This is a genomic window from Massilia sp. DD77 (assembly GCF_036961685.1).
Lineage (GTDB): Bacteria > Pseudomonadota > Gammaproteobacteria > Burkholderiales > Burkholderiaceae_D > Telluria.
Map to the genome: position 1 here is coordinate 114,914 of NZ_JBAMDH010000007.1, position 17,962 is coordinate 132,875.

17 protein-coding genes are annotated in these 17,962 nt (G+C 67.1%); 13 read left to right on the forward strand and 4 right to left on the reverse strand.

The window, feature by feature from the left end; all coding sequences use genetic code 11:
- Nucleotides 1-134: 134 nt before the first annotated feature.
- Nucleotides 135-2,612 carry a TonB-dependent siderophore receptor gene (locus tag V7778_RS05685; protein ID WP_335552644.1) on the forward strand — a complete coding sequence of 826 codons (2,478 nt, stop codon included), beginning with the start codon at nucleotides 135-137 and terminating at the stop codon, nucleotides 2,610-2,612.
- Between the two features lie 94 nt (nucleotides 2,613-2,706).
- Here the strand turns inward: V7778_RS05685 and V7778_RS05690 are convergent, their stop codons facing one another.
- Nucleotides 2,707-3,363, reverse strand: a complete 657-nt coding sequence (locus tag V7778_RS05690) for a PEP-CTERM sorting domain-containing protein (RefSeq protein ID WP_335552646.1) — start codon at nucleotides 3,361-3,363, stop codon at nucleotides 2,707-2,709.
- Between the two features lie 196 nt (nucleotides 3,364-3,559).
- Here V7778_RS05690 and V7778_RS05695 point away from each other — a divergent pair, with 196 nt between their 5' ends.
- Nucleotides 3,560-4,045, forward strand: a complete 486-nt coding sequence (locus tag V7778_RS05695; protein ID WP_335552648.1) for a hypothetical protein — start codon at nucleotides 3,560-3,562, stop codon at nucleotides 4,043-4,045.
- Nucleotides 4,046-4,057: 12 nt separating this feature from the next.
- Here the strand turns inward: V7778_RS05695 and V7778_RS05700 are convergent, their stop codons facing one another.
- A complete protein-coding gene (locus V7778_RS05700; protein ID WP_335552650.1) occupies nucleotides 4,058-4,579 on the reverse strand; it encodes a GNAT family N-acetyltransferase in 522 nt (173 codons plus the stop codon).
- A gap of 262 nt (nucleotides 4,580-4,841) precedes the next feature.
- Between V7778_RS05700 and purU the strand changes: the two genes are divergently transcribed.
- The 4 genes from purU (at nucleotide 4,842) to V7778_RS05720 (ending at nucleotide 8,128) form a co-directional block, all read left to right on the forward strand.
- Nucleotides 4,842-5,729, forward strand: a complete 888-nt coding sequence (purU, locus tag V7778_RS05705; RefSeq protein ID WP_335552651.1) for a formyltetrahydrofolate deformylase — start codon at nucleotides 4,842-4,844, stop codon at nucleotides 5,727-5,729.
- 139 nt (nucleotides 5,730-5,868) lie between these two features.
- Nucleotides 5,869-6,267 (forward strand): hypothetical protein, encoded by a 399-nt coding sequence (locus tag V7778_RS05710; RefSeq protein WP_335552653.1) that lies wholly within the window; start codon nucleotides 5,869-5,871, stop codon nucleotides 6,265-6,267.
- A 1-nt stretch (nucleotide 6,268) separates the two neighbouring features.
- Nucleotides 6,269-7,063, forward strand: a complete 795-nt coding sequence (locus V7778_RS05715) for a DUF2145 domain-containing protein (RefSeq protein WP_335552655.1) — start codon at nucleotides 6,269-6,271, stop codon at nucleotides 7,061-7,063.
- Nucleotides 7,064-7,267: 204 nt separating this feature from the next.
- Nucleotides 7,268-8,128, forward strand: coding sequence for a PEP-CTERM sorting domain-containing protein (locus V7778_RS05720; protein ID WP_335552657.1), 861 nt, complete (start codon nucleotides 7,268-7,270; stop codon nucleotides 8,126-8,128).
- A gap of 70 nt (nucleotides 8,129-8,198) precedes the next feature.
- Here the strand turns inward: V7778_RS05720 and V7778_RS05725 are convergent, their stop codons facing one another.
- Complete coding sequence (locus V7778_RS05725) at nucleotides 8,199-9,152, reverse strand: IS1595 family transposase (RefSeq protein ID WP_335552659.1); 954 nt, start codon at nucleotides 9,150-9,152, stop codon at nucleotides 8,199-8,201.
- 193 nt (nucleotides 9,153-9,345) lie between these two features.
- On the opposite strand from V7778_RS05725, the gene V7778_RS05730 reads away from it, so the two are divergent.
- The 6 genes from V7778_RS05730 (at nucleotide 9,346) to V7778_RS05755 (ending at nucleotide 16,375) form a co-directional block, all read left to right on the forward strand.
- Nucleotides 9,346-9,834, forward strand: coding sequence for a (2Fe-2S)-binding protein (locus V7778_RS05730; RefSeq protein WP_335552661.1), 489 nt, complete (start codon nucleotides 9,346-9,348; stop codon nucleotides 9,832-9,834).
- The gene (locus tag V7778_RS05735) at nucleotides 9,831-10,844 is read left to right on the forward strand and encodes an FAD binding domain-containing protein (protein WP_335552663.1); all 1,014 of its coding nucleotides are present in this window, start codon (nucleotides 9,831-9,833) and stop codon (nucleotides 10,842-10,844) included. Before V7778_RS05730 ends, V7778_RS05735 begins: the two co-directional genes overlap by 4 nt.
- Nucleotides 10,841-13,147, forward strand: a complete 2,307-nt coding sequence (locus V7778_RS05740) for a xanthine dehydrogenase family protein molybdopterin-binding subunit (protein ID WP_335552665.1) — start codon at nucleotides 10,841-10,843, stop codon at nucleotides 13,145-13,147. The genes V7778_RS05735 and V7778_RS05740 overlap by 4 nt, the downstream gene beginning before the upstream one ends.
- 182 nt (nucleotides 13,148-13,329) lie before the next feature.
- Nucleotides 13,330-14,304 (forward strand): tripartite tricarboxylate transporter substrate binding protein BugD, encoded by a 975-nt coding sequence (locus tag V7778_RS05745; protein WP_335552667.1) that lies wholly within the window; start codon nucleotides 13,330-13,332, stop codon nucleotides 14,302-14,304.
- A gap of 87 nt (nucleotides 14,305-14,391) precedes the next feature.
- The gene (locus V7778_RS05750; protein ID WP_335552669.1) at nucleotides 14,392-14,853 is read left to right on the forward strand and encodes a tripartite tricarboxylate transporter TctB family protein; all 462 of its coding nucleotides are present in this window, start codon (nucleotides 14,392-14,394) and stop codon (nucleotides 14,851-14,853) included.
- Between the two features lie 16 nt (nucleotides 14,854-14,869).
- Nucleotides 14,870-16,375 carry a tripartite tricarboxylate transporter permease gene (locus V7778_RS05755; RefSeq protein ID WP_335552671.1) on the forward strand — a complete coding sequence of 502 codons (1,506 nt, stop codon included), beginning with the start codon at nucleotides 14,870-14,872 and terminating at the stop codon, nucleotides 16,373-16,375.
- An 81-nt stretch (nucleotides 16,376-16,456) separates the two neighbouring features.
- Here the strand turns inward: V7778_RS05755 and V7778_RS05760 are convergent, their stop codons facing one another.
- The gene (locus tag V7778_RS05760; RefSeq protein WP_335552673.1) at nucleotides 16,457-17,416 is read right to left on the reverse strand and encodes a chemotaxis protein; all 960 of its coding nucleotides are present in this window, start codon (nucleotides 17,414-17,416) and stop codon (nucleotides 16,457-16,459) included.
- Between the two features lie 245 nt (nucleotides 17,417-17,661).
- Here V7778_RS05760 and V7778_RS05765 point away from each other — a divergent pair, with 245 nt between their 5' ends.
- Nucleotides 17,662-17,865 carry a hypothetical protein gene (locus tag V7778_RS05765; protein ID WP_335552675.1) on the forward strand — a complete coding sequence of 68 codons (204 nt, stop codon included), beginning with the start codon at nucleotides 17,662-17,664 and terminating at the stop codon, nucleotides 17,863-17,865.
- Nucleotides 17,866-17,962 lie beyond the last annotated feature (97 nt).

Consider the following 17,962-nt stretch of genomic DNA (forward strand, 5'->3'; position numbering starts at 1 on the left):
ACAATGTCGTTGACATCGATAACATTCGATGATTCAATGGCACGACTTTCCCGACAGATCATTGATCAGGAAGGGACAGGCAGGGAGGAGACGCCCCGCCGGCAACGATTTTCATACAACAGAGAGCTAACAATATGACAACCACGACTAAGTTCCCGCAACTGTCCGCCATCGCCCTCGCCGTCCTCGCGCTCGGCGCGCACTGCCAGGCCATGGCCCAGGAGACCGGGACGGCCGACGCTCCCGCAACGCCTTCCGCAGTACAGAAAGAGATCCAGCAGGTGGTCGTCACCGGCACCGCCTCGGCGGCCGGCACCCGCAAGATCGACGCCGCCTTCAGCATCACCACCGCCAGCGAGGAACAGCTCAAGGCCGCGGCCCCGATCAGCACCGCCGACATCATGAAGATCGTGCCGGGCGCCTACGCCGAATCCACCGGCGGCCAGTCGGGCGCCAACATCCAGGTGCGCGGCTTCCCCTCGGGCAGCGATTCGCCCTTCGTCTCGGTGCAGATGAACGGCAACCCGATCTACCCGGTGCCGGTCCTGTCCTTCTTCGAGGGTTCGTCCTCGTTCCGCCTGGACGACACCATCGAGCGCGTCGAGGTCCTGCGCGGCGGCCCGAGCACCATCTACTCGGCCGGCCAGCCGGGCGCCACCATGAACTTCATCATGAAGAAAGGCACCGACACGCCGGAAGGCTCGATCCGCGTCACCGGCGGCACCGGCAACCTGCGCCGCGTCGACGGCGTCTACAGCGGCAAGATCGCCGAAGGCTGGTACGGCATGATCGGCGGCTTCTACCGCGTCACCGACGGCGTGCGCAAGTCGGGCTTCCCGGCCGACGACGGCGGCCAGCTGTCGGCAGCCCTGACCCGCAAGCTCGACCAGGGCGAGCTGAACCTGTACATGCGTTCGACCAACGACAAGAACGCCTTCTACACCGGCGTGCCGCTGATGTCGGCCAACGAAGGCCGCAGCATCAGCGAGTTCCCGGGCTTCGATCCGCTCACCGGCACCCTGATGAGCAACGAAATGCGCCTGTTCACCGTGGAAGCCGCCCCGGGGCGCACCCTGAACTACGACCTGGGCGACGGCCGCGGCCTGAAGTCGAACGTGTTCGGCGCCGAATTCCAGCAGAACCTGAATGGCTGGCAGGTGTCGAACAAGCTGAACTATTTCAACGCCGACCTGAACACCATCGCCATGTTCACCGGTAACAACCCGCTGCGCGCCGGCGACTACCTGACGGGCGCCATCGCTTCGGCCAACGGCAACGCCGCGGCCGTGGCCGCGGCCGGCCGCCTGGCCACCGGCGGCGCCATGACCTATGCCAGCGGCGGCGGCGCCGTGGATCCGAACCAGCAGGTGGTGCAGGCCGGCCTGTGGGCGGTCGAGAAGAAGCTGCGCTCCTTCACCGACGAATTCCGCGTCAGCCGCGACATCGGCGCCAACCACACCCTGACCGCCGGCGGCTATGTCGCCAACTACTCGTCGAAGGACACCTGGTTCCTGGGTAACAGTCACCTGATGACGGCCACCCCGAACGCCCGCCTGATCGACGTGCGCCTGGACAATGGCGCCGTGGTGTCGAACAAGGGCAAGGAAGGCAATATCTTCTACGCGCCGGTCGCGTCCTACGACGGCGACAACACCGCCTTCTTCATCGCCGACGAATGGCGCGTCACCGACAGCCTGAAGCTCGACGCCGGGATGCGCCGCGAAAAGCAGCGCCTGAACGCGACCATCTCGAATCTGACCTCGGTCGACCCGGACGGCAACCCGCTCACCCTGTACAACAACGGCACCTCGGCGCCTAGCGGCAGCTTCACCGGCCTCTCGCGCGACGACTCGGTGAACTCCTTCACCGTCGGCGGCCTGTACAAGCTGGGCAAGGACAGCAGCGTGTTCGTGCGCGCCAACCAGGGCCACACCTTCATCTACTTCGACGACATGCGCAACGCCGGCAGCCAGGCGGTGCTGGACGACCGCTCGCGCGTGCCGACCCCGAAGGTCAAGCAGGTGGAAGTGGGCTTCAAGACCGCGACCCCGCTGTACAGCGCCTACGTGAACGCCTTCTTCACCGACTTCACCGGCATTTCTTTCCAGCAGATCACCACCAGCGGCGTGCTGTACTCGGTGAGCGGTTCCAAGGGCAAGGGTGCGGAATTCGAACTGGCGGTGCGTCCGCTTGCCGGCCTGCAGCTCCAGCTGACCGGCAACTGGCAGGATTCCGAGTACCGCGACAACCCTTCGATCGAAGGCAACACGGTGCAGCGCCAGCCGAAGTTCCAGTTCCGCTTCTCGCCGAGCTACCGCATCCCGCTGGGCGACCAGGCGCTGCGCGTGTACGGCACCTTCTCGCGCGTCGGAAGCCGCTGGGCAGACCAGGCCAACACCCAGTTCCTGCCTTCGTATGAGACCGTGGACCTGGGCGTGCTGGCCGAACTGTCGGACAAGCTCGAGTTCCGCGTCAGCGCGACCAACCTCACCAATGAACTGGGCCTGACCGAAGGCAACTCGCGCCTGACCAGCGGCAACGCCAGCGGTCCGATCAACGCGCGTCCGCTGTTCGGCCGCGCCGTGGAAGCGTCGCTGACCTACCGCTTCTGACCCGAGCATCCCCGCGTCCGGTCTCGCGCCGGGCGCGCATGCAATCTCCACCCCTCTTTGGCGGAACCCCGGTTCCGCCTTTTTTATGGCGTCGTCAGCGCCCGGAACCCGCTCCGGCGCGCAGCCGGCGGCGCGCGAACCAGGCTCCGAGCATGCCGATCGCGCCGAGCGCCAGCAGGGGCGGCTCCGTCACCGGCGTCTCGATACGCGTGTCCAGCAGCAGGCCGCGCGAGCCGTGGCATTCAGGATAGACTTCGCCGCAACCGAAGTACTCGTCGCTGTGGGCCTCCAGCATCGTGAACACGCCGCCGCTGCTCTGTATCAGGAAATCCGAGTTGCTGTCGTTGGCGCGGATCGTCCCGTCCAGCCGCCCGTCCGGCCGGAACACGATGTCCATGAAAATGTAGTCGCTCCAGTAGCGCGGATAGCCGCGGTACTCGTAGTGGATCAGGTTCCATTGCGCCTGGCTGCCGTCCGGCCATATGCCGTCGTACCAGTAGCGCAGCGACAGCAGGCTGTCCTGGGGATCGAGGCAGGGATCCGTGCCCATGCACAGGTTCTCGAACTCCAGGTAGAGGCCGCCCTTGGCGACCGCGGCGTCGGAAAACACCAGTTCGACATTCAGTCCCGGGGGCATGCTTGGCGCGGCCTGCGCCTGGCGCCAGGTATAGATGACTTCCGCGCCGGCGGGCTGGGACAGCGCGGCGGCGACGAGTAAACAGGGCAACAAATACGACGAGATACGCAACATCAAATACTCCGACAAGATCTGGTAACGGGTGGAAGCAAGGAACGCGCCCCAACGGCGGACGGCGTGCATGTCACTGATTTAAAGCATGTCTTTACATCTTACGCTTGCGCTGCAACTGACCGGTGTAAAATTTTTCGACAGGAGCTACCCGAGCTTGCATTGCCTCTATAATTCCGGCAGCCACGCGGATGGCAGCATGTTCACCTACCTGGAAGCCCCGATGAAAGTCCTGTCCCTTGCCCTCTTGCTGTGCGCCTCCGGCGCCGCCTTTGCCGACCCTGCCGACGATGCGATCCTGAAGTGCCGCGCCCAGCCCGACACCGCGTCCCGCCTGGCCTGCTACGACGCGATCCAGGTCGGCGCCGCGCGCCCCGCCCAGTTGCCGGCGCCGGCTGCGCCGGTCCGCAGCGCGGAGCAGGACTTCGGCATCGAAGCGGTCAAGAAAAAGGCAGCGCAGCCGAATGCGATCGAGAGCAGCATCGCCGGCGAGTTCGACGGCTGGGGGCCGGGTTCGCAGATCCGCCTCGCCAACGGCCAGGTGTGGCGCATCACCGACGGCAGCGAGGCTGTCCTCCCGCGCATGCGCAACCCGAAGGTGCGGATCGAGCGCAACGTATTCGGTACCTTGTTCCTGAAAATCGAAGGCAGCAACAGTTCGGCCAAGGTGCGCCGCGTCCAGTAAGCCCGCGCTTCCCTAGGCGAGCGGACGCTGCATATAGAACGCGTCCGCCGGATAGGAAGCCAGTCCCCGCCCCGGCGCGCAGTCGGCAGGCGTGGCGGCCCGGTAGCCGAGTCCTTCCCAGAAGCGCGCGCTGTCCTGCACCGACACCAGCGCCGACCAGGCCAGGCCCTGGGCCCGTCCCAGCGCCAGGAGGTGGCCGGCCAGGGCGCGCGCCAGGCCTTGGCCCAGTGCCCGGGGCGCCACGGCAAGATCGTGCACGTAAAGGGTGTCGGGCCGCGGGGCCGGCGCGAAGGCCGCGCCCAGGTCGGTGACCGCGCCCAGCACCGACGGATAGGCGAACAGGTAAGCGCATGGTGCGCCGCCGGCTTCGCAGGCCACCACGCAGGTTGCCGGCGCGGCGCGCAGGCGCGCCAGCACGACGGCGCCCGGCTCCTGCATGGCCTCGGGATAGCATTCGGCCTGCACGCCCAGCACGGCTGCCAGGTCGGCCTCGCGCATTGGCCGGATGGTACAACGCATCGGTACGGAACTCATCAATCAAGATCCAGCGGGCGAAAAATCGCCGATGGTAGCATGCCGGCCGCCCCCGGCAGCCGCACGCTTGACGCCGCGGGGCTCATCGGCGATGCTGTCACTCTGACACCACGTCTTCCCGCGCCTACCCGCGCCGGCGGCAATCCCGCAGCGGCTGACCCATCCCGTCGAACCGCGTCACGGATGAACCCATTCGGGCCGCCCGCCTATCCGCCTGGCGGCGCCCAAGACTTTCTTCGTACGCCAACACAGGACACGCACCATGAACCAGGACCACGCCGCGCAAGCCCGCATCGAATACATACTGACCGCCAGCTGCACAGCCGGCACGGGCATCGTGGCCGCCGTGGCCAGCTTCCTTGCCGAACGCGACTGCTATATCTGCGCGCTCGAGCAGTTCGACGACGATTCGACCGAGCGCTTCTTCATGCGCCTGGTGTTCCGCCTGCAGCACGGCTCGCCACCGATCGAGACGATCCGCGAGGAGTTCGCCAGCGCCGTCGCGACCCGCCTGCAGATGCAATGGAAGATCCACGACCCGCGCGAACCGGTCAAGACCGTGATCCTGGTGTCGAAGTACGACCACTGCATCGACGACCTGCTCTACCGCCGCCGCAACGGCGAACTCAACATGTCGATCACCGCCGTGGTGTCCAACCACCTCGACCTGCGCCCGATGGTCGAGCGCGAAGGGATCCGCTACGTCTTCCTGCCGGTGAGCAAGGAGAACAAGGCCCAGCAGGAGGCGCGCCTGCTGGAGATCGTCGAGGAGACCGGGGCCGAGCTGGTGGTCCTGGCGCGCTACATGCAGATCCTGTCGGATGAACTGGCGCGCCGCCTGGCGGGCCGCTGCATCAACATCCACCACTCCTTCCTGCCCGGCTTCAAGGGCGCCAAGCCCTATCACCAGGCCTTCGACCGCGGCGTCAAGCTGATCGGCGCCACCGCCCACTACGCCACGCCGGACCTGGACGAAGGCCCGATCATCGAGCAGGTCCTGACCCGGGTCGACCACACCTTCACGCCCGCCCACCTGGCGCGGGTGGGCCGCGACAACGAATGCATGGCGCTGGCCGCCGCCGTCAAGTTCCACATCGAACGCCGCGTCTTCGTGGACGGGAACAAGACCGTGGTCTTCCGCGGCAACTAGAAGCTGGCAGCGCCTCCCCCGGTATCGCGGGCCGCTACCCGGCGTAGCGCGCCGCGCCACCGCCCCGCAAACGGCTTGCCGCCGGCACGGGCGGCGCCCATCATGCGTCGATCCTTGACCAGACCCATAGGGGGCACGCATGAAACACCTCGTCTTCACCACCCTGCTCGGCCTCGCCTGCGCCGCTGCCCAGGCCGCACCGGATTCCTCCCAGCCCTCGCGCGCCATCGGCGAAGTCTCCGCTTCGGTGGTCGGCGGTTCGGTCCGCCTGGTGGCGGCCGGGGGCAGCGTCGTGGTCGAGAGCGTGCGCGCGGCCGGCGACGGCGTCGACCTGGTGCTGCGCAACGCGGCCGATGCCAGCGTCGCCACGGTGCGCCTGTCTGGCAAGGCCGCCGGCGGCCTCTCGCTCGGCGCCGGCACCGTCATCGACGTCCTATCCTCATCGGCCGGCCAATTGCTGGTCCTGTCCGGCAAGGCGATCGCCTTTATTCCGAACGGGGCCGGCAAGGCACTGCTGCACCACGAACGGGCCTATTGACATGCGCCGCCGCCCATTGACGGCGTGGCTGCTGGCAGCCCTGCTCTTCCTGTCCGCTGGCGCCCGCGCCGGCCAGGGCTGCGAGGAGGCGCCCTTGTCCGCGCAGGAAGCCCTGCGCTCGATCGAGCTGGCGCAGCGCACGGTCGACGCGCTCGAACGCAGCGGCGCCAGCGTGGCGCTGGTCGCGCGCGCAGGCCAGGACTTGCGCAAGCATGGGCTGCGCTACTCCCACATGGGTATCGCGGTACGCGACCACCCGGCCGGACGCTGGACCGTGGTGCACGCCCTGAACCACTGCGGGTCGGACCGCTCCATGCTCTACAACGAAGGCATGGGAAACTTCTTCCTGACCGACCTGTTCCGCTTCGAGGGCCAGTTGCTGATACCGGGTCCGTCGGCCCAGGCCGGGCTGGCGCGCCTGTTCGCCCGGCAGCCCGCCTTGCCCCCGGCCCTACACGCGCCGCGTTATAACATGCTGTCCTACGCCTACTCGACCCGCTACCAGAACTCGAACCAGTGGGTGCTGGAGACCTGGGCCGCCGCGTCCGCGCCACAGCGGGTGGCCAGCCGCCCGCAGGCCCAGCAATGGCTACGCTCGGCCGGTTTTTCACCCATCACGGTCGAGATCCCGGCCGCCACCCGGCTGGGAGCGCGCCTGCTGCGCGCCAACGTCGCCTTCGACGACCATCCTTTCGAGCGCCGCATGGCCGGGCAGATCGACACGGTCACCGTCGAATCCATCGTTCGCTTCGTGCTGGCCGCCGACCCGGGCGCCCGGGTAACGGTGGTCGAGTAGCCGCCGTCCGACAATCCCATGTGCATAATTTCGTGTCGGAAATTTTTACAGTGGGTAAGATCAACACATTTGCAAAGTCGACATGTTTTCATTCTTTGAGGAAAAACATGATTCTGATCAATGCCTTAGCGCCACATCCCCAATCGCTGGCACGCTGCTTGCTTATACTCCGGCAACACAAACTTTTTTAACCCAGGAGTAAGCATGAAAAAGATTTTCGCTGCCGCAATCGGCGCAGCCCTGAGCTTCGGCGCATCGGCAGCACCAGCAACCTCCCTCCCACCGGGTCCGATCTACCTGAAGTTCTCGGGTCAGGAACAGATCGCCATCAATGGCGCCACGACCTACGCCGGCTCGAAAGAGATCAACTGGGGCGTGTTCATCATCTCGACCCTGGACATCGGCTCCGTGAACACCCCGCACGACCAGATCGACCCGACCGGTAACGAGTTCTTCTTCAACGGCCAGAAGCAAGGCGTCGGCGACAAGGGCGCGCAGATTACCGGCATGTTCTACGGCATCGAACAAGGCGGCGCCTCGGCAGCCAACCCGTTCCCGGCCACCAAGGGCTACATGGACCTGTACTGGCGTGACCTGAACAGCCTGAGCAAGACCTCCCTGGCGGGTTCGGCTGCCGGTATCCGTTGCGGCTGGGACTGCGCCAACGGCTACACCCAAGGCACCTTCCTGGGCCGTCTGTTCTTCGACACCGGCATGGACGTCGGCAATCCGAACAACACCATCGTCGGCAATTCGGTCCCGACCAGCAACGGCTTCTCGGGCCAGGCTGACTCCTACGCGTCGGTCGACATGACCAAGGAAGGCCTGTGGAGCGACCAGCTGAATTCGGACTACTTCCATAGCGGCCAGGGCGCACGCGACCTGCGCTTCAAGAACAGCTACAACTACAACCCGAACTGGAGCAACGGCGCCAACATCCTGGGCGCACGCGTCGACGATCCGGGCCAGGCATACGCACTGCCGGAACCGGGCGCACTGTCGCTGATGGGCCTGGCGATGGTCGGCATGGGCGTCACCCTGCGCCGCCGCCAGAAGCAGGCTTAATCGCCCGCACTGCGCGAACGCTGCAAGAAAAGGCCCTTCGGGGCCTTTTTTCATTTTGCCGCTGTGCCCGTTATGTGTTGAAGACGCCGAGCGCGCTGCGCAGAAGTCGCTCTGGCGTGGCGATGCGCGCCCCGTCGAGCGCCCATTGCCAGCCCAGGTAATTCGGCAGGTAGCGCGAAGCAACGCCATGAAAGCGCGCCAGCCACTGCCGGAAGCGCCGGTGGTAAGCATTCACGTTTTGGACGTGGACGGCTCCACGGACGCGCTCGCCGGCGCGCAGGTTGACGAACTCATGGGAAATGCCGGCTTCGCGCGCGAAGGAGCGGTACGCGGGATGCCCATCGGTGACCAGCAGGACATCGGGATCGAGCACGGGCAACAGGTGCCGGTGCAACTGATCCCTGGTGAGGGCGCCGCGTCCGGTGATGAAGTCGTGGGTGCCGCCGGTGCGGTCGCGCGCGACCAGGACGCACACGTGCTCGCGGGAGATGCCGCGGGTTGCAGCCACGCCGCCCCGGCGCCGCGCCGGCCGGTCGAGCTTGCGCGAGCCCTTCTGCGACTCCAACAGGAAGAGTTCGTCGGCTTCGGCAATGCCTGCCAGCCACTCCGGGCGGTCGTGTTTGACGAGCGCGAGAAAACGGTGGCGCCAGCTGAAGCTGGTGTTGCGGTGCACCTCGAGCGCCTTGGCGCTTGTCCGTACGCTTTTGGCGTCGAGCATGTTGCCGAGGTAGCCGAGCCACTTGGCGCGGTGGCGTAGCCGAGACAAGGGGGTGCCGCTCAGGGCCGTGAAGGTCCTGCCGCAAGCGCGGCAGCGGTAACGCTGCAGTCCCCGGCTGTAACCGTGCCGATAGGAACGCCGCGCCTGACATGAAGGACAGCAAGGATCCGGCGCCGCGCCCGCAATCGCCTCGCACACCTGGTCCAACCCGACCGCCGGCCGCAAGGCATCCATCAGTTGGAGACGCTGGCGCCTGGTCAGTAGGGAAAGCTGCCGCAGCCACCTGCCAAAGCGTTTCGTTTCCATCGCTGTTCCGCTGGTCCGTGAGATCGTGTTGGACTCCGACGAAGCTCGACAGTTCAATTTCCACACGCAGCGGTGACAGCGCTTTCATTTTTGCTGGCGGACGATGTGCTTGGCCGGGCATTCGGTGCGTGATTTAACCGAGCCGGCCAACCCGGCAGTGTAAGGTTGCCCTTCATTCAACGAGGGGATGACCATGGAACTTCACCAGCAGTACCCGGTCCGGCTGCGCATCAACGGCCAGGAACGCAGCTTCGACGTGCAGTCCTGGGTCAGCCTGCTCGACCTGCTGCGCGAACGGGCGGGACTCACCGGCACCAAGAAAGGCTGCGACCACGGCCAGTGTGGCGCCTGCACGGTGCTGGTCGGCGGCAAGCGCATCAACGCCTGCCTGACCCTGGCGGTCATGCACGATGGCCACGAGGTCACGACGGTCGAGGGCCTGGCCGACGGCGAGCGCCTGCATCCCCTGCAGCAGGCCTTCATCGACCACGACGCTTTCCAGTGCGGCTATTGCACCCCGGGGCAGCTGTGCTCGGCCGCCGGCCTGATCGCCGAAGGCCAGGCCGGCAGCCGCGACGAGGTGCGCGAACTCATGAGCGGCAACCTGTGCCGCTGCGGCGCCTATCCCCGGATCGCGGATGCGGTCTGCGAAGTGCTGGGCATCGGCGGAGCGGCGCCATGAACCCCTTCACGTTCACGCAGCCGCGCGACCTTGACGGCGCCCTGGCGGCCCTCGCGGCCGGCGCGCGCCCGGTCGCGGGCGGCACCAACCTGCTTGACCTGATGAAGGAAGGCGTGATGGCGCCGCCCGGGCTGGTCGACATCAACGGCCTCGGGCTGGACGCCATCGAGTCCTCGGCCGAGGGCGGCCTGCGCCTGGGTGCGCTGGCGCGCAATGCCGACACCGCCTACCATCCGCTGGTGCGCAGGCGCTATCCGCTGCTCAGCGCGGCGATCCTGGCCGGCGCCTCGCCCCAGCTGCGCAACATGGCCAGCGACGGCGGCAACCTGATGCAGCGCACCCGCTGCGTCTACTTCTACGACGTCGGCACGCCCTGCAACAAGCGCGAACCGGGCAGCGGCTGCCCGGCACGCGAGGGCCTGAACCGCCAGCACGCCATCCTGGGCGCCAGCGAACACTGCATCGCCACGCACCCCTCGGACATGTGCGTCGCCCTGCGCGCGCTCGACGCGACGGTGCACGTACGCTCCCAGCGCGGCACGCGCAGCATCGCCTTCGCCGACTTCCACCGTCTGCCGGGCGACCGCCCGGAGCTGGACAACACCCTCGGCCCGGGAGAGCTGATCACCCACCTGACCCTGCCCGACGCCGACCGCTTCGCCGACCATGCGGCCTACCTCAAGGTGCGCGACCGCCTGTCCTACGCCTTCGCGCTGGTGTCGGTGGCGGCCGCCCTCGACCTGGCGCCGGGCCGGCGCGTCCGCGCCGCCCGTATCGCTCTCGGCGGGGTCGCCCACAAGCCCTGGCGGGTGGAGGAAGCGGAAGCGGCGCTCGAAGGCAAGGAAGCCGGCGAGGACGCCTTCGGGGCGGCGGCCGACCTGATCCTGCGCGGCGCCCGCGGCCATGGCCAGAACGACTTCAAGATTCCGCTGGCACGCAGCGCCATCGTCCAGGCCCTGGCCCGCGCCGCGCGCGGCACGGCCCCTGAGCCCGAAGGAGAAGCGCAATGAGCGACCTGATTCCAGAACTGCGCACGCCGACCGCTCCCGCAGGCACCGGGCGGGTGCGCGCCGGCATGGCGGTCTCCCGCGTCGACGGGCGCGACAAGGTCACCGGCGCGGCGCGCTATGCCGCCGAACACGACGCCCCGGACCTGTGCTACGGCGTGGCCGTCAACAGCACCATCGCGCGCGGCCGCATCCTGCGCATCGACCTGGTCGACGCGCTGACGGCCCATGGCGTGATCGCCATCCTCACCCACGAGAACCGGCCGAAGATGCGCGGCACCGACCTGGCCTACAAGGACATGACGGCCCCCGGCGGCTCGCCCTTCCGCCCCCTGTACAGCGACCGCATCTTCTACAGCGGCCAGCCGGTGGCGCTGGTGGTGGCCAGCAGCTTCGAGGCGGCGCGCCATGCCGCGGCGCTGGTGCGCGTCACCTACCAGAACGAGGAGCACCAGACCGACCTGCTGGCCTCGCTCGGCCAGGCCTACGAACCGCGCCCGATGAAGGCCGGCTTCACGCCGCCGGGCGCCAAGGGCGATGCCGCCGCCGCCTTCGAGGCCGCGCCGGTGAAGGTCGATGCCGAGTACTACGCCGGCGTCGAGCACCACAACCCCATGGAAATGCATGCGTCGACCGTGGTGCGCGGCGAGGACGGCCACCTGACCATCTACGACAAGACCCAGAGCTCGCAGAACTGCCGCTGGTACGTCTCGCACGTGTTCGGCCTGTCGAAGAACAAGGTCACGGTGCGCAACCCCTATGTGGGCGGCGCCTTCGGTTCCGGACTGCGTCCCCAGTACCAGCTGCCGCTGGCCGTGATGGCGGCGCTCAAGCTCAAGCGCTCGGTGCGGGTGGTGCTGACCCGCCAGCAGATGTTCAGCTTCGGCCACCGTCCCGAAACCTGGCAGCGGGTGCGCCTGGCGGCGGACCGCGACGGGCGCCTGCAGGCCATCCTGCACGAGGCGATCCAGGAAACCTCGCGCCTGGAGGACTATGTCGAGGTGGTGGTCAACTGGTCGGGCCAGCTCTATGCCTGCGAGAACATCGAGCTCGGCTACAAGCTGGTTGCGCACGACCGCCACTCGCCGATCGACATGCGCGCCCCGGGTGCGGCCCACGGCGTGCACGCGCTCGAAGTGGCGATGGACGAACTGGCCTGGGCCCTGAAAATGGACCCGCTGGCGCTGCGTCTCAAGAACTACGCGGACGTGGCCCCGATCGAGGGCAAGCCCTTCTCGACCAAGGCGTTGCGCGAATGCTACCGCCTGGGCGCCGAACGCTTCGGCTGGGAGCAGCGCCCCCTGGCGCCGCGCAGCATGCGCGAAGGCGATGAACTGGTCGGCTGGGGCATGGCCACCGGCATCTGGGACTCGCTGGTCATGGTGGCGCGCGTCTCGGCCGAGCTGCGCGCCGACGGCCGCCTGGTGGTGTCGAGCGCAGCGTCGGACATCGGCACCGGCACCTATACCGTGATGGCCATGATCGCCGCCGAGGCCATGGGCCTGCCGCTCGAACGCGTCACCTTCCAGCTGGGCGACTCGACCCTGCCGCTGGCTCCGGTCGAGGGCGGCTCCTCGCACGTGACCACGGTCGGGGGCGGCGTCGTCGGCGCCTGCGACAAGCTCAAGCGTCGTCTGCTGCGCCTGGCCCAGTCCCTGCCCGAGTCGTCCTTCGCCAGGGCGCGCCTGCGCGACGTCGATTTCGACGGCGGCGCCATGGTGCTGCGCAAGGATCCGGCCCAGCGCCTGGACCTGGCCGGACTGCTGGCCGCCTCCCAGCTGGAGCGGGTCGAGGAAAAGTACCTGATGACGCCGCAAATGCTCAAGCAGCGCAAGTACACCCGCGCCGTGCATTCGGCGGTGTTCTGCGAGGTCAGGGTCAACGAAGCACTGGGCATGGTGCGGGTCACGCGCGTGGTGAGCGCGGTCGCGGCCGGGCGCATCATCAACGCCAAAACGGCGGCCAGCCAGGTCGTCGGCGGCGTGGTCTGGGGCATCAGCCAGGCCCTGCACGAGGAAACCCACACCGACCACCGCTTCGGCCGCTTCATGAACCACAACTACGCCGAGTACCACGTGGCCGTGAACGCCGACATCCACGACATCGAGGTGCTGTTCGCCGAGGAGGACGACCGGGTGGTCAGCAAGCAGCTGGGCGCCAAGGGCGTGGGCGAGATCGGCATCGTCGGGGTCGCGGCGGCGGTGTCGAACGCGGTCTTCCACGCCACCGGCAAGCGCCTGCGCAGCACGCCGCTCACGCCCGACAAGCTGCTGCTGGGCGAGCCCTTCCTGCCGGTGGCGCGCTGAAAGTAAGGGGCCGGCGCCGGCGGCGGAGCCCGTCCGCGCCGGCACTTGTCCATTTCCCTACATCCCGCGGGGCGCGCCATCCGTAGTTTCCCCTAGTTGCATAAGCATATACACTCTGGTACAACCGTCCTGCGTACCTACGCGCTGCCAAATCAACAATACCGAGATCAGAGGACGACACCATGAAATTCAAAACGATGTGCACCGTCGCGTGCATGGCGCTGTTCGGCGCCGGCCTGGCCCAGGCCCAAACCTACCCGACCAAGACCATCACCATGATCGTGCCGTTCGCGGCCGGCGGCCCGACCGACACGGTGGCGCGCCTGGTGGCGCAGTCGATGGGCAACACGCTCAAGCAGCAGATCATCATCGAGAACGTCGGCGGCGCCGGCGGCACCATCGGCGCCGCGCGCGCCGCCAAGGCCGCCCCGGACGGCTACACCCTGTTCCTGCACCACATCGGCCACTCCACCGCGCCGTCCCTGTACCGCAAGCTGAGCTACAACGCGATGACCGACTTCGAGCCGGTCGGCCTGGTCACCGACGTGCCCATGACCCTGGTGGCGCGCAAGGACTTCCCGGCCAAGGACTTCAAGGAACTGCTGGCCTATGTGAAGGCCAACAAGGACAAGGTCACCTATGCCCACGCCGGGCTGGGCGCGGCATCGCACCTGTGCGGCATGCTGCTCCAGACCGCCATCGGCGTCGACCTGACCACGGTCGCCTACAAGGGCACCGGCCCGGCCATGAACGACCTGCTGGGCGGCCAGGTGGACCTGATGTGCGACCAGACCACCAACACCACCAGCCAGATCAAGGGCGGCAAGATCAAGGCCTACGGCGTGACCACCAAGGCCCCGCTGGCGGCCCTGCCGGGCGTGCCGACGCTGTCCAGCGCCGGCCTGCCGAACTTCGAGGTCGCGGTCTGGCACGGCCTGTACGCGCCGAAGGGCACGCCGAAGGCCGTGGTCGACACCCTGTCGAACGCGCTGCGCGCCGCGCTCAAGGATCCGGTCGTCAAGCAGCGCTTCGCCGACCTGGGCACCGAGCCGGTGGCCGACGAGCGCGCCCGTCCGGACGCCCTGCGCAGCCACCTGAAGACCGAGATCGACCGCTGGAGCCCGATCATCAAGAAAGCCGGCGCCTACGCCGACTAAGACGCGCGACACATCCCGGGCCGGCCCGGCCCGGTCCGGGATGACCCGTTAGAATAGCAATTCGATAAGCATAAAAGGGGACCTCACGTGCCTGCCTTCATCCGCCATCCGAAGGACTTCTGGATCGGCATCATCTTTATTTTCTTCGGCCTGTGCGCCGTCGTCATCGGCCAGGATTACGGCATGGGCACCACCGGGCGCATGGGCCCGGCCTATTTCCCGGTCGTGCTCGGCGGCCTGCTGACCCTCATCGGCGCGATCGGCATCATCCGCTCCTTCATCCGCCAGGGCGAAGCCATCGGCCGCATCCACGTCAAGGAACTGGTGCTGATCCTGGCCGCCGTGCTGCTGTTCGGTTACCTGGTGCGCAACGCCGGCCTGGTGCCCGCTGCCATCGTCCTGATCATGGTCAGCGCCTTCGCCAGCCCGAAATTCCACCTCGGGAAAACGATCCTCCTGGCCGTCGGCATGGCGCTGTTCGCCGTGGTCCTGTTCGTGAAGCTCCTCGGCCTGCCGATGCCCATCTTCGGCCCGTGGTTCGGCGCTTAACCAAAAGAAGAACAACATGGAAATCCTCAGCAATCTCGGTCTGGGCCTGGAGACGGCCTTCACCCTCACCAACCTGATGTACTGCCTGATCGGCGTGTTCGTCGGCACCGCGGTCGGCGTGCTCCCCGGCCTGGGGCCGGTGGCGACCATCGCCATGCTGCTGCCGGCGACCTTCGGCCTGCCGCCGATCTCGGCCCTGATCATGCTGGCCGGCATTTATTACGGCGCCCAGTATGGCGGCTCGACCACGGCGATCCTGGTCAACCTGCCGGGCGAATCGTCCTCGGTGGTGACGGCGATCGACGGCCACCAGATGGCGCGCAACGGCAATGCCGGCAAGGCCCTGGCCACCGCCGCCCTCGCCTCCTTCTTCGCCGGCACCGTGGCCACGATCCTGCTGGCGCTGGCGGCGCCGCCGCTGGCCGACCTGGCGCTCAAGTTCGGCCCGGCCGAGTACTTCTCGCTGATGGCACTGGGCCTGGTGGCCTCGGTGGTGCTGGCCAGCGGCTCGCTGCTGAACGCGATCGGCATGGTGGTGCTCGGCCTGCTGCTGGGCATGGTCGGCACCGACGTCAACTCGGGCGCCGCGCGCTACACCTTCGACCTGCCGCAGCTGGCCGACGGCATCAACTTCGTGATCGTGGCAATGGGCATGTTCGGTATCGGCGAGATCGTCCGCAACCTCGAGCACGACGAATCGCGCAACCTGGTCATGAAGAAGGTCAAGGGCCTGATGCTCGACAAGGAGGACTTCAAGCGCATCATTGGGCCGGTCCTGCGCGGTACCGGCCTTGGCTCCCTGCTGGGCATCCTGCCGGGCGGCGGGGCCATGCTGGCCTCGTTCGCGTCCTACTCGATCGAGAAGAAGGTCTCCCCCAACAGCGCCAACTTCGGCAAAGGCGCGATCGAGGGCGTGGCCGCGCCGGAAGCCGCGAACAACGCCGGCGCCCAGACATCCTTCATTCCGATGCTGACCCTGGGCATCCCGTCGAACCCGGTGATGGCGCTGATGATCGGCGCGATGATCATCCAGGGCATCCAGCCGGGTCCGGCCGTGATGACCGAGCAGCCGGCCCTGTTCTGGGGCCTGATCGTCTCGATGTGGATCGGCAACCTGTTCCTGGTCGTGCTGAACCTGCCGATGATCGGCCTGTGGGTGCGCATGATCACGGTGCCTTACCACTTCCTGTATCCGGCCATCCTGATGTTCTGCGCGATCGGCGTGTTCAGCCTGAACAACAGCGAATTCGACGTCGGACTGATGGCGGTGTTCGGCCTGCTGGGCTACTTCTGCTCCAAGCTGGGGGCGGAGCCCGCGCCGATGCTGCTGGGCTTCATCATCGGCCCGATGATGGAAGAATACCTGCGCCGCGCCCTGCTGCTGTCGCGCGGCGACCCGATGGTGTTCGTGGAGCGTCCGATCAGCGCCACCATGCTGATCCTGGCCGTGATCGCGATGTCGGTGGTGCTGCTGCCCTCGCTGCGCAAGAAACGCGAGGAAGCCTTCCACGAGGAAGAATGAAGGCCGGGGCCCCGGTCCCGCCGCCAACAAAAAGCCCGCGCATCGCTGCGCGGGCTTTTTGCTTTTCAAGTACGGCGAAGCTTACTGGTTCAGGACCTTGCGCAGGGTGCGCGACAGGTCTTCGGCCGAGAACTTGGCCACGTAGGCGTCGGCGCGCACGTTCTTGACGTGCTCCTCGTTGGTGGTGCCCGACAGCGAGGAGTGGATCACCACCGGCATGTTGCCGAAGCGGTTGGTCGACTTGATGTTGCGGCACAAGGTGAAGCCGTCCATCTCCGGCATCTCGAGGTCGGTCAGCACCATGGCGACGCGGTCGTAGACCGAGCGTCCCTCGGCCTCGGCCACGTTGGCGATGACGTTGAGCTGGTCCCAGGCTTCCTTGCCGCTCTTGGTCATCACGAAAGGCAGGCCCATGGCGTCCAGGCCCTGCTCGATCAGGGCGCGCGCCACCACCGAGTCGTCCGCCACCAGGATCACGCTGCCCGGCTTGATCTGGATCTTGGCGCCGACCGCCTGCTGGATGTTCTCCGGTTCCTGCTCCGGATTCAGGTTGCGCAAGATGGTCTCGACATCGAGCACCTGGGCCAGGCGGCCCGGCTCGCCGCCGGCCGCGTCGAGGCGCGCGATGCTGGTGACCATGCCGCTGCCGGCGCTCTGCTCGGCCGACATCACCTGGCTCCAGTCCAGGCGCACGATCTCTTCGACGCTCTCCACCGCGAATGCCTGGGTGGTACGGGCGAACTCGGTCACCAGCATGATGTTCAGGCCGGTCTTCGGCTTGACCCCGGCGATGGCCGGCAGGTCGAGCACCTGGATGATCTGGCCGCGCAGGTTGACGACGCCCAGCACGTGCGGGGGCGAGCCCGCGACCGAGGTGATCGACGGCATGGCAACGATCTCGCGGATCTTGAACACGTTGATGCCGAACAGCTCGCTGTGATCGCCGTTGTCGTCGCCGCCGAGGCGGAACAGCAGCAGCTCGAACTTGTTGGTCCCCGTCAGATTACTGCGCTCGTCGACTTCTTGTTGAACCGATTTCATGAGTTTCCCGATTGTGAAATTGCGATGCCTTCGGGAAAGCATTCTAGACGGGTCGCGCGCGCTTGGGTCAATACGGGCGCAAATCCCGCACAAACTCGGGGCCGAGCGTTCCCAAAAAACCACGAAACATCACAAGGTCTTGTACAACAGGCAAAAGGCCACCGGCCATGAGGCAGGCATGATTATCAGAAGTTCCATACCCGGCCCCGGCCGCCCGACTTAATTCGAGGGCGCGGCTGTCGACTGTGCGCGCCTACCAGTCGCTCAGCAGTGCACTGACGCCCTGCTTCCAGGCCGGCGGCAAGGGCTTGTGGCGCGACCTCCTGTTCGCCGGTTCGCTCAAGCTTCCCGGCACGCGCTGGCTGATGCACCGCAGTATCGCCGCGCCGCGGCGCTGCGTGCGCGGCGCCTGGGAAGCCGGTCCGGCACGCCAAGGGCTGTCTGACTGAGTCTGCGCTCCAACCGGTTTACTCCCAGGGTGGACGGCAAAGCCGGCTGCGCGCCCCGGTCCACCCTAGGGATCACGCCAACAATCAAGCGGAACGA